Source organism: Chitinophagaceae bacterium (assembly GCA_016710165.1).
Classification (GTDB): domain Bacteria; phylum Bacteroidota; class Bacteroidia; order Chitinophagales; family Chitinophagaceae; genus Ferruginibacter.
Genome location: JADJLJ010000001.1, coordinates 2,052,434 through 2,065,182, shown reverse-complemented (window position 1 = coordinate 2,065,182; position 12,749 = coordinate 2,052,434). Strand labels below are relative to the sequence as shown.

The following is a 12,749-nucleotide window of genomic DNA, read 5'->3' as shown; positions in this document are numbered from 1 at the left end:
AATGGTTTTTACTTCGTTCAATTTTCTGGTTTTTTTCCCGGCGGTGCTGATCCTGTATTTTTTGCTTCCTCAAAAATTCAGGGGAGTATTTTTGCTGATCGCAAGCTATTATTTTTATATCAATATCAAACCGGTCTATGCACTGCTGCTTGCCGGGGTTACCATAACCACTTATCTTTTCACCAATTTAATTGCCAAAGCAACGTCGGACAGAGGTAAAAGGCTATTGCTTATTGCTGCAATCGTATTGATCCTGCTGCCGCTTTTTTTCTTTAAATATTTCAATTTTGTGAACGAGGGTATTTTTGGGCTGCTCAACTATGCAGGATTGCATTTGTCTCTTCCGCATATAAGCCTTCTGTTGCCGGTAGGCATATCTTTTTACACGTTTATGGCCTTGGGCTATATAATAGATGTGTATAATGAAGAAATAGAGGCAGAAAAGAATTTTGGGATAGTGGCCTTATTCCTTTCTTTTTTCCCGGTTGTGATGTCGGGTCCTATCGAGCGGGCATCAAATATGTTTCACCAGTTCAAAGGAAAACTCCGGTTCAGCTACGAGATGGTTGTTAGCGGCCTGCAACTGATGCTTTGGGGATATTTCATGAAGCTTGCATTGGCTGACCGGATCAGCATATACATTGATGCCGTGTTTAAAAATACCGATCAGCATGTTGGTTCTTCATTGCTTTTGGCAACGTTGATGCAACCCATACGGGTATATGGCGATCTGGGGGGCTATTCGCTGATTGCGATCGGCTGTGCAAAAGTGATGGGTGTTAATGTGATACCAAATTTCAACCGCCCATTCTTTGCAACAACGATGTCGGAATTCTGGAGGCGCTGGCACATCTCATTGATAAAATGGCTTACTGATTATGTGTATACCCCATTGTCTTTTGGTTTCAGAAAATATGGAGTGTGGGGTATTGTCATTGCCCTGAATCTGACCTTTATTATTTCCGGGGCATGGCATGGGGCTGCACTAAATTTCCTGGTGTGGGGCGGCATACAGGGAGTTGCCTTGAGTTTTGAAATGCTTACCAGGAAACGGAAAGATGCTTTTGAGGACAGGTTCCGTTTAAAGAAAAGATGGTGGTATATCATGCTGGGTTGTGTCTTCACATACCTGTTATTCGCCTTTTCATTAAGTTTTGGCGGTGATGCAGCAACGGTTGCTGAAGTACTTCAGATATTTAAAAGAATTGTAACCGATTCGTTTCATTTGCCGTACAAAGATGGCGATACCATGCTGTATGGCTTTATAGCATTTTCGATCCTGTTCATCAAGGATTTTATGGAAGAATATTACCCCGGGCGCATTCTTTTATTTAATCATAAGAACAATACGGTCCGGTGGCTTGCTTACTATTGCGTGATATTCCTGATCTTTTATTTAGGGGTGTTCAGCGGGGAACAGTTCGTTTATTTCCAGTTTTAAAGCAGAATGACACATGTTGCAGTTTATTAAAAAAATATTGATTTTCATCTCACCCTTTATGATCCTCATCGCCCTGGAGGTCATGATTGACCCGTTCAATTATTTTTCTCCGGAAAAAGATAAAGAGTTGCTGGAATTAAAAAATGCCCTGGCCCGGAAAAAGAACACATACCTGTACCGGCTTATTGAATACGAGCGGGATCCAACCCCGGTAATTGTGCTGGGCGATTCCCGTGCACAAAGATTAAATGCAGAGTTCTTTGAGGAAGTAAATGGGAAGAAGGTCATCAACCTGGCAGCCGGCGCCGGGTCATTACAGGACGTAATTAAAATATTCTGGGACCTAAGCTCAAGAAACAAACTCGATACGGTCTATATTGGTATAGGAATAGAAGGATATAGCGGCACCTTGCTCAAGGACAGGGTATCGGCGGCCATTGAAGTGAAAAACTCAAAACCGCTGTACCTGATGAATAAGTTTACATTGGAGAACACCATGCTGATCTTAAAGTCAGAACTGTTCAAACAACGTGTTGAGTATGAGCCTCCGCCATTTTCAAGAGAAGAATTCTGGAAATATGAACTGGCCCAGGAGGACCGGTTCCTGGGAAACTATTCTTACCCTAAAAATTATTATAACGAACTTAAAAGGATTTCCGACCACTGTGTGAAGAATAACATCAAACTGGTGTTTTTTATTTCTCCTGCACATACGGAACTGCAGGATAAGATCAACCAGTTTAAGCTGGGGGAGGAATACGAAAAATTCCTGGAAGACATAAGATCATTTGGCGACCTGTACGATTTTAACTGGCCGAATGCTATTACGGGGGAGAAAAATAATTTCCTGGACCCGCTTCATAGCATCGACTCTGTTTCGCGGTTGATGATACGGGAAATGATCCTGAATAAGCCGGAATTTGCCCGGTTCTCAAAGTTTACCCCGCAACCCAGGAACTGATATCAGTAAAAGACCTTAAAATACCCGGGATTATAAAAAATAAAGGCCATATAAGAATTTTATATAATAATGATGCAGATTCTGCGTTAGAAACCCGTAATAATATGTTAACCTCATTGGTTCATAATTTTCAAATTCAACTAAACTAACTTTAAACCTCAAAAAAGCGGTCACCAGAGCCCTTTCCAAAACGGACAAATAATAATGAAACAGGTAATTCAAAATTTCAAGACAGGAGAGCTATATGTAGATGATGTTCCATTGCCCGCACTTTCGGAAGGGATGGTATTGGTGGAAAACAATTTTTCACTCATCAGTGCCGGCACAGAAAGGGGAACAGTAAAAGTAGCGCAGGCAAACCTGCTTAATAAGGCAAGGCAACGGCCTGATCTTGTTGCCCAGGTAATGCAAAACATAAAAAAGGAAGGGCTGATGGCCACGATCAGTAAGGTAAAAACCAAACTGGATTCGTTAAAGGCAATGGGTTACAGTACAAGTGGCGTTGTTTTGTCAAGCATGGACACCAAAGGCATGTTCAGGCCAGGCGACAGGGTTGCATGTGCCGGAGTTGATTATGCGTCGCATGCAGAGGTTGTTGCCGTTCCGCAGAACCTTGTGGTTAAGGTACCCGATGAAGTGGGCCTGGATGACGCAGCATTTACAACACTCGGTGCTATTGCCATGCAGGGAGTCCGGCAGGCAGAAGCCGGTATTGGAGAAAAAGTATGCGTTATTGGCCTTGGCCTGCTCGGGCAAATAACCTGCCAGTTGCTTCGTGCAAACGGCTGTTCCGTTTTTGGGACCGATCTTTCCGAATCCTTTGTTTCCATTGCAAATGAACATTCGGCCGATAAGGCAGTTTTGAGAAATGATGCAAACCTGAAAACAGCCTGCGATAATTTTACAAATGGCCACGGTTTTGACACCGTTATCATAACAGCAGCCACTCAATCAAACGATCCGATCGAACTGGCAGGCGAACTGGCCAGGAAAAAAGGAAAGGTAGTTGTAGTGGGAGGAGTGCCCATGAATGTACCAAGGGATCCGTTTTATTACAGGAAAGAACTTGATATCCGGATGTCATGTTCCTATGGACCGGGCAGGTATGATACCGATTATGAAGAAAATGGTCAGGATTATCCGTATGCCTATGTACGCTGGACGGAACAACGGAATATGGAGAGTTTTCTTGGCCTGATCGCCCGTAAAAGCATTAACCTGAAACCATTAACGACCCATGTAGTGGATATTGATGATGCGGAGAAAGCCTACGACATCATCCTGGGGAAAATAAAGGAGCATCATATTGGTATCCTGCTTAAATACCCGGCGAATGAAACAAAATCAAGGTCACTGGTTGCAGTTTCAAACAAACCGCTTTCTGCCATTAATACTGCATTCATAGGGGCAGGAAGTTTTGCCCAAAGCTACCTCATACCAAACATCAAACCAACCGGGGCTTCACTCGATGGCGTGGTTACTTCCCGTGGCATAACAGCCAAGAACGCAGCAGATAAATTCGGATTTAATTTTTGTTCTTCCGATGCGAACGATGTACTGAAGAATGAAAAGGTGAATACGGTGTTTATCGCCACCCCGCATTCATCCCATGCGGGCCTGGCAATGCAGGCATTAAAAGCAGGCAAAAATGTTTTTGTGGAGAAGCCGCTTGCGATGAATAGCCAGGAACTGGACCAGATCATTGAAACCCGGAGAACGCATACGCAGCCCCTGATGGTTGGATTTAACAGGCGGTTTGCCCCGGTAAGCGCCGGCATCAAAAATGCGCTTATGAATACCGGCGAACCCATGGTTATCAATATCCGGGTCAATGCCGGGTTTATACCCAAAGACAACTGGGTGCAGCAAAAGGATACCGGCGGGGGAAGGATCATTGGCGAAATGTGCCATTTTATTGATCTCATGCAGTATTTCACCGGCTCTGACCCTGTAAAAGTATATGCGGAGTGTATCAGTACCACGAACGACAAGATCACGGCGGCAGATAATATTTCAATTGTAGTGAAATTCCAGAACGGTTCCGTAGGCAATCTCACCTACCTTGCCAATGGCGATAAAGCAATGCCCAAAGAACTGATCGAGGTCTTTAGCGGATCAAAGATCGGCGTGATCAATGATTTCAGGGAGGGACTGATTTATAAGAACGGAAAAGCAACGAAGCTGAAATCGTCCGGCAAAGGGCATAAAGAAGAAGTGGAAGCATTCATCAATGCCCTTAAATCCGGGAATGACAGCCCGATTGATTTCAGGTCAATTTGCCTGACAACATTAACGACCTTTAAAATACACGACAGCCTCTATACCGGAATGCCGCAAAGCATTGAATTAACGGACATGTAAAGTATAGGCGTTCATTATTGATAAAGCATTTAAGGTAAAACCCGATGCATTGTAATATTATCAAACCCGACCACATTGAACAGTACCGCCGTCATAGAATCATTAAACAAACTTCAGAGATATTGTGAATCTGAGGGTTTTAAAGGCTACGATCCTTATGACGGGCTGAACAGCCGCTTTTTTCAATCTTTACCGTTTATTTCCAGGAACAGGTTCTTCCGTCTGGCATGGATACAGTTTTTCAAGCGGTCTCCCATGAACCTGCGGTCGCTTACCGGAATAAAAAAGGAGTATAACCCGAAGGGACTTGGTTTATTCCTGGCCGGGTATTGCAACCTGTACGATCATGAACCACGGGAAGACTATAAAAATAAGATCAGTTTTCTTACAGCACGGATACTTGAATTAAAGAGTGAAGGATATAGCGGTGCCTGTTGGGGATATAACTTCGACTGGCAGGCACGGGCTTTTTTCCAGCCCAAACACACCCCTACGGTAGTGGCTACTGCTTTTATCGCCAATGCCCTGCTTGATGCATATCATATCACAAAAGATGAAAAACTGCTCAAAACTGCACGAAGCACCTGCGATTTCATTTTAAAAGACCTGAACAGGACATATGACAGTGACGGCAACTTTGCTTTTTCCTATTCGCCGGTGGATAAAAGCGTTGTCTTCAATGCCTCCTTGTTGGGGAGCCGGCTGATGAGCCGTGTTTACAGTATCACGAAAGAAACGGCGCTGGCAGATGCGGCAAAAAGATCGGTAAGCTTTTGCTGTTCTTACCAGAAACAGGATGGATCATGGGGATATGGTACATTGCCTTTCCATCAATGGATCGATAATTTTCACACAGGGTATAACCTGGAGTGTATTCATGATTACATGAGGTTTACCGGGAATAACGACTATCAAAAAAACGTAGACCAGGGATTTCAGTACTATATAAATACGTTTTTTACAGAAGACGGTATTCCCAGGTATTACAGTAACTCTACTTACCCGATAGACATTCATGCACCGGCCCAGCTGATCATCACGCTGGCCAAACTCGGGAAATTTCATGCGCATAAAAAAATAATGGATAAAGTACTTGACTGGACAATCAAGAACATGCAATCCGGGGAGGGTTTTTTTTATTACCAGGTCAATAAGTATTTTTCATCAAAGATACCCTACATACGTTGGGCACAATCGTGGATGTTTTATGCCCTTACCACGTACATTAAATCCGAAAACAATGAAAAGAGTAACTATTTGTGATATCCCGGTTGATTCACTTACCATGCGGGAGACCATCGGGTTGATCGATGATGCAATAACCAGGCGGAAGCCAATTCATCATGTGGTCATTAATGCCGCTAAAGTGGTGAATGCACAAAAGGATACCGCTTTAAAAGAGTCTATTGTCAGTTGTGATATCATCAATGCAGACGGACAAGCCATCGTTTGGGCTTCACGATTTTTAGGAAGACCTTTGCCCGAGCGGGTGGCGGGTATAGATATAATGGCAAACCTGGTAAAACTGGCGGCCGAGAAAAAATACCGTATTTTCTTTTTGGGTGCCAGGGAGGAGGTTGTAAAAAAAGTGGCGGAAATATATACAGCGGAATATGGGAATAACATCGTTGCCGGCTACCGCAACGGGTATTTTACAAAAGAGGAAGAACAAAATGTAGCTAAGCAAATTGCCGGTTCCGGGGCAAGTATTCTTTTTGTGGCCATGAGCTCCCCCAAAAAGGAGATATTTTTAAATACGTATAAGGAGATCATTCAGACCCCTTTTATCATGGGTGTGGGGGGGAGTTTTGATGTGGTATCGGGGCTTGTTAAAAGAGCCCCCATGTGGATGCAGAAAACCGGCCTGGAATGGTTTTACCGGGTAATGCAGGAGCCCCGGCGGATGTGGAAGCGTTATTTGTTTGGAAATTCGGAGTTTATTTACTTAGTAATAAAAGAAAAGACAAAACAAATTTTTCGGATAAAATAAATACTTTCTTAATGCGTTAAAGCATTAACATTAATAATATCTGAAGAAATTTATTAAATAAAATGAACATAACTTTAATTGCCGGCGCCCGACCAAATTTTATGAAGATCGCCCCCATAATCCGGGCCATCAAATCCGCCCAGTCGGAAGGGAAGGATATTCAATACCGCCTGGTTCATACCGGGCAGCATTATGATAAAAAAATGAGTGGGGATTTTTTCGAACAGTTGGGTATCCCGGAGCCGGATACAAACCTGGAATGCGGGGGGGGTACACAGGCAGAGCAGACAGCCGGCATTATGGTAAAGTTTGAGCAGGAATTAGTGGCCAACAGGCCCGACCTTGTTTTGGTTGTAGGCGATGTAACTTCTACCATGGCATGTACCATTACTGCAAAAAAACTTTGTGTGGATGTGGCCCATGTAGAAGCCGGAATACGGTCAGGGGACATGACCATGCCCGAAGAAATAAACCGGATTGTTACAGACGCCCTTTGCGATTACTATTTTACAACAAGCGAGCAGGCCAACCGGCAGTTGAAAAAGAACGGGGCACCGGATAACAGCATCCATTTTGTTGGAAACACCATGATCGACACTCTTTTTCAAAATGAAGACCGTTTGAAAAAACCTGCTTTTTGGGATGCTTTTGAACTTAAAAGGAAAGAATATTTTTTAGTAACCCTCCATCGTCCTTCCAATGTTGATGACCCGCAAAAGCTCGCATCCATTATTGCTGCAATCGACGAAGCATCCATGGATTTCCCGGTAATTTTTCCGGTGCATCCACGCACACGACAGATTATAGATAAGTTTAAGATCAGGGATGATAAAATGATCATGATCGATCCCCAGGGGTATCTTGAATTTATTTACCTTGTAAAAAATGCCAAGGGAATAATAACAGACTCCGGCGGAATTACAGAAGAGGCAACGGTGCTGCATGTACCATGCCTGACTTTGCGGAATTCAACAGAAAGACCCGAAACGGTGACCCTTGGCACCAATGAATTAATTGGAGACGATATCAGCAAGCTGAAACCCTGTTTGAAAAAGATCATAGATGGCGAATGGAAGAAAGGTGTAATCCCGCCTTATTGGGATGGAAAGACCTCTGAAAGAATAGTTGATGTGTTATGCTCCATATACAAAGTGAAAACATTGGTCGGCGCCTGAAAGAACGGTAAGAAAAAGATACCGGAAAAATCTTCTGAAAATAAAAATTCGGGTACGTAGTTTAAAAATCTCATGGAATGAACCGGCAGTTTGAACGATACTTGCAGATAACATTGGTTTTACTGGACCTGCTGATATTAAATACTATATTTTTTATCTGCCAGGTCATATTTAAAACACACCTCTCATCCAACACGGCGGGCGCTTATTTTAATTTCTGGGTTGTTTCAAATATTTTCTGGATCGTACCTTCTTTCCTGCTGAGAACCTATGCGGGGAAGATCATTTTAAGCTTTGAATTCTTCACCAAAAGAACCATCCAGGTATATTTGCTCTGGATAATCTTTGTGTTGGTTTACCTGTTCTTTTCTTTCGAGGTAAATATTTCCAGGCTGTTTATTTTTTCAATCTTCATCAGCTTTGGCCTGGGATTGCTTTTAAACCGGTTCTTATACCTTGGGATAAGGAACTACTATAAAAAAAGCGATCATATTTTCAAGAAAGTTCTCATCCTTGGATATAATGATACTGCCAAAAAGCTGGCAAAGTATTTTGAGGAAGACGGAATTAATACGCAGTTGATCGGGTATGTGGAAAATGAAGGGAATGTGCATGAGCTTACGCACTACCCGGTCCTTACGGGTATTGAGAATACCTTGCGTGTTGCCAAAGAAATGAAAATCAACGAGATCTTCTCCACCATAACGCCGGAACAGAATAAAGACATCTATGAGCTGATGTTTCAGTCAGAAAAAGAATGTATCCGGTTTAAAATCGTTCCCAACCTTTCCGTATTTATCACCCGGGATGTGCATATAGAATATTTTGGTGACCTTCCTATACTTTCCCTTCGCAGCGAGCCATTGGATGATGTGGGTAACCGTATCAAAAAAAGGGCGTTGGACCTGGTGGTGAGTACATTGGTTATTGTATTCATCCTGTCATGGCTGATACCGATACTGGGACTTTTGATCATGCTGGAATCCAGGGGCCCTGTTTTCTTTTCACAATTGCGCACCGGGAAAAACAAATCAAGCTTCAAATGCCTCAAATTCCGGAGCATGCGATCCAATAAGGAGGCGGATACAAAGCAGGCAACAAAGAACGACTCGAGGGTGACAGCCATAGGAAGGTTCATCCGGAAAACCAGCCTGGATGAATTTCCCCAGTTCATCAATGTATTTAAAGGCGAAATGAGCCTGGTAGGACCAAGGCCACATATGCTGAAACATACTACCGATTATTCAAAAGTGGTGGAGGATTATATGATCAGGCAGTTTTTAAAGCCGGGAATAACGGGATGGGCACAAATAAACGGTTACCGGGGTGAAATAACGAACCCCGAACAAATCAAGATGCGGGTGAATAAAGATCTATGGTACCTGGAGAACTGGAGCCTGTGGCTGGATATACAAATCCTTTTCTTAACGATCTATCATGTTTTAAGAGGGAATAAAAATGCCTTTTAAGAGAACGGCAAATGCAAAACATCCTGTATCCCAGCAACGGGCAATAAAAAACCGGCAGACTTGATTAAAGTTACCGGTCAAAGCATTTGATACCTGGTGATCCTTGTTTATTCCTTCAGTAATTTGATGCTGTATTGTTTTCCCTCCGTTTCTACCTGCAACAAGTACATTCCCCTGCTCAGTACTGTATTTAAGTTGATCCTCGCCATGGAAGAGAATGGATTGTACAATTTTCCGGAAGTCACCTGTTTTCCGGACAGGTCAATTAACCGGTATGACAGTTCCCCTTTGGGAGCCTTTGCAAAACGAAGTCCGACATAATCCCTGAACGGATTAGTCGTTGCAAAAACATCCTGCACAATACCGGAGTATTTAACAAGTACTACATTGCTGCGTTTAAAAGAACCATCCTGGTCTACCATATTCAGCCTGTAGTAATTCAGTTCGGCAACATCCTTATCCAGGAAATTATATTTTTTTGCGGAAGTGCTGTTCCCGGAAGCTGCTATGGTAGCTATTTTCTGGTACAGCATCCCATCGTATGATTTTTCAACCTGGAATTCTTTGCTGTTCACTTCCTGTGAAGTAGTCCATTCAAGCAATATGCTGTTCCCTTTAAGGGTACCGGTTAGATCCGACAGGGCTACAGGCAGTACACCAACCGGCGCACGTTTTTCTGTATAAAGCTCCATGGGGAACCAGGCCCTGGTAGTGCTGTTCAGTTGAGAGGAATACCGGTCTCTCAGTAAACTCCAGTTATAGATCCCGAAAAGCTGAATTGCAATCTGGTAGTCTTCGGTAGAAAGATTGGCTGACGAATTGGAGGAATAATCCATTACAAATTCATTAATCCCTATTGCCCAATGTGAGGCAACAGCTTCCTGTGCGGCAGTAGATGAAAAAACGTGGTCCGAGATATCCGGGTATAAAGCGGTATTCAGGTTGGAAGTATTTAACCATGCCTGTGTGCCAGTTCCACTTTCAGCGAAAATTATTGCCGTGATCATATTCACGAGTTCTGTCCAGGTATACGTATTCGCACCGTCCACCGATGTCATATTGGGGATCGTTCCCTCTTTCAGTTTTTTCAATGATTTATTCCCTGTCCCGGCATAACCTGCACCTGCAGGACCACCGTCGGGAAGCCGTAAAAAATAATTTACAAGGGCCCCGGGGCCGCTGGGATTACCAAAGTAATATTTTGCAATATTCTTTCCATTGATGCTGGCATATCCCAGGGTAGGCAACGGATAGGTATTATTAAATGGTGGTATGGGCGCATTGATCATATCACCAACCAATTTGGTGGAATAGATTGCTCCTCTTTCCCTGGATGAAAAATAGGGAACCGAAGCTCCGCCATACGCACTGCTTCCATTTCCCGCATCTCCCGCCGTAAGGGTGATGAAAACCACTTTCTTTCCGTCGGCCAGGTCCGCCGTAACCTTCTGCGCCATGAACAACTGCCAGTCATCCTGGTCAGCCTGTACATAGTAGGTTACTCCTTGTGCGAAAAGTGAATTTGCTGTTATTGCGCTTACTATAAGTAAAAATATCTTTTTCATTTTGTGATCAGTTATTTCTGTTAGTCAACTGTGATTTTAAGACTTTCCGTGTATTTATTGTTCAGGACAAACCGCAACACATAATTACCTTTTGCTTTTAAGGGTTCAGGTAAGATCGCTGTCAGGGGATCACGGTTCATTGCTTTTAAGGTAAGGTCAGCCATTACCTTATTTCCGGATTCATCATAAACGGATGCAATAAGCTGACCGGGTTCGTAAGGGCTGATAATGGCTTTTATCACTTTCCCGGCTATAATGGGACCGGTAACAGACACGATCATTGGTATTTTGATCAATGCAGATGATCCCTGGTTTTGTTGTGATTGTAAGCCGATGACCGGGCCCGGATCACTGCTTCCTCCGCCCGGGTTTGCGAAAGCGGGCGCATTAATGGTAGGGAAACGTTTAACGGTATAATAATCCATCGGGACCCAACCTAAGTGAACGGAGTTATACTCATTGGCATATTCCCCTTCACTTATTGCCCATGATTCCAGGCCAAAAATGATCGCAGCATTCTCATGCTGAACCGAGTCCAGGTTGGCAGGCTGTACTGAAGAGGCATAATTCATGAATTCAGTTATACCCACCCAGCCAAATCCACCTGTTGGTGCTGAGCCGGATGTGGGAACTGCTGCCTGTGCGGCAGTTGCTGAATATAGATGATCAGAGTGGTCGCCGGGATTATAAGCCGCATTCAGGCTTGTTGAATGCAGCCACGCCTGTGCTCCCGGTATTCTTTCGCTATAGATAATTGTCCGGATCGTGGCAATTAAGCTGGACCAGGTAAATGTGTATGAGGCTTCTGCGCTTGTATGTCCCAATACACTCATGTTGGGGATAGCTCCTGTTTGTAATCGCTGCAGGCTTTGACTTCCTGTTGAAGGGTAACCGGCTCCATTGGTATTCCCATCAGGCAGGCGGAAAAAATAATTAACTGTATTCTTGTAGGTATATTTTACAAGAGACTTTCCGTTAACCGTTACGTTTTGTAATGCCGGCAGATCTGCCGGGGCTGTAACAGAAGTAATGTCAGACAGGAATTTAGTAGAATAAACACTTCCCGTTTCCCTGTTTAAATAGTATTGGCAACCCGAGCAACCCTGGTCGCCGGCTGTCAGGGTTATAAAAACGAGTTTTGCTGCACCGTTGTTTGCATCATTTACAATCCGGCTTGACATAAATAGTTGCCAGTCGTCCTGGTGTGCCTGTACAGAATATATGACCTGAGAACGGGCAGGAAGACTAAACAATAATAAGACAGGAATTGCTAGTCGTAAACTTCTTAGCATGATAAAGCGATTTACAGAGTTATCTAAATTGAACTATAGGTTATAGGCAATTATTGAATTTCCTTTAGCGGAAAACATAGGTATTAGAGCACTAGATTAATACATAAAGGATTGAATCGTCGCAGTTTACTTTGGGAGGTATTAGATTCCGGAAGTAAATATATAATGAATAATATAGAATACAAAATATGCGGCAGGGAAAGTAGCAAGAAATTTTATGAATCAAAAGAAATATATAATAAAATCGACCTATTTTTAAGTTAAAGTATTGAAAGTCAATTATAATGAGGTTAAAGCGTAGATGGATCAAAAAAAGGAATTGCCGGTACAGCAACCAGATTTAATACACTATATAAATAATATAGTGGCATCACTGACAGGGGGATACAAATCCGTCATAAAAAGTTTAAAGAGTACCTGTTATTGCTTTATATGTCAAACTAAATTAAAAAGGGAATGATCATCATTCCCTTTTAATTTTATTAATTGAAACGG

The 12,749-nt window shown here is 43.0% G+C and carries 9 protein-coding genes; 7 read left to right on the top strand and 2 right to left on the bottom strand.

Annotated features, from left to right (window positions below):
- The first annotated feature begins 1 nt into the window (after position 1).
- The 7 genes from IPJ02_08945 (at position 2) to IPJ02_08915 (ending at position 9,397) form a co-directional block, all read left to right on the top strand.
- Positions 2-1,441, top strand: coding sequence for an MBOAT family protein (locus tag IPJ02_08945; protein MBK7375665.1), 1,440 nt, complete (start codon positions 2-4; stop codon positions 1,439-1,441).
- Between the two features lie 58 nt (positions 1,442-1,499).
- Entirely contained in the window at positions 1,500-2,402 is a 903-nt protein-coding gene (locus IPJ02_08940; GenBank protein MBK7375664.1) for a hypothetical protein, read from the top strand.
- A 204-nt stretch (positions 2,403-2,606) separates the two neighbouring features.
- Positions 2,607-4,763, top strand: coding sequence for a bi-domain-containing oxidoreductase (locus IPJ02_08935; GenBank protein MBK7375663.1), 2,157 nt, complete (start codon positions 2,607-2,609; stop codon positions 4,761-4,763).
- A 75-nt stretch (positions 4,764-4,838) separates the two neighbouring features.
- Positions 4,839-6,026, top strand: coding sequence for a delta-aminolevulinic acid dehydratase (locus tag IPJ02_08930; protein ID MBK7375662.1), 1,188 nt, complete (start codon positions 4,839-4,841; stop codon positions 6,024-6,026).
- A complete protein-coding gene (locus IPJ02_08925; protein ID MBK7375661.1) occupies positions 6,004-6,753 on the top strand; it encodes a WecB/TagA/CpsF family glycosyltransferase in 750 nt (249 codons plus the stop codon). Before IPJ02_08930 ends, IPJ02_08925 begins: the two co-directional genes overlap by 23 nt.
- Positions 6,754-6,815: 62 nt before the next feature.
- Positions 6,816-7,928 (top strand): UDP-N-acetylglucosamine 2-epimerase (non-hydrolyzing), encoded by a 1,113-nt coding sequence (wecB, locus tag IPJ02_08920; GenBank protein ID MBK7375660.1) that lies wholly within the window; start codon positions 6,816-6,818, stop codon positions 7,926-7,928.
- Positions 7,929-8,005: 77 nt separating this feature from the next.
- On the top strand, positions 8,006-9,397 hold the full coding sequence (locus IPJ02_08915; protein MBK7375659.1) for an undecaprenyl-phosphate glucose phosphotransferase: 1,392 nt from the start codon (positions 8,006-8,008) through the stop codon (positions 9,395-9,397).
- Between the two features lie 107 nt (positions 9,398-9,504).
- On the opposite strand, the gene IPJ02_08910 is transcribed toward IPJ02_08915, so the two are convergent.
- Both IPJ02_08910 and IPJ02_08905 read right to left on the bottom strand, forming a co-directional pair.
- Positions 9,505-10,962, bottom strand: a complete 1,458-nt coding sequence (locus IPJ02_08910) for a T9SS type A sorting domain-containing protein (protein MBK7375658.1) — start codon at positions 10,960-10,962, stop codon at positions 9,505-9,507.
- 20 nt (positions 10,963-10,982) lie between these two features.
- Positions 10,983-12,143: a hypothetical protein gene (locus IPJ02_08905; protein ID MBK7375657.1), complete on the bottom strand. Its 1,161-nt coding sequence runs from the start codon at positions 12,141-12,143 to the stop codon at positions 10,983-10,985.
- Between the last annotated feature and the right edge of the window lie 606 nt (positions 12,144-12,749).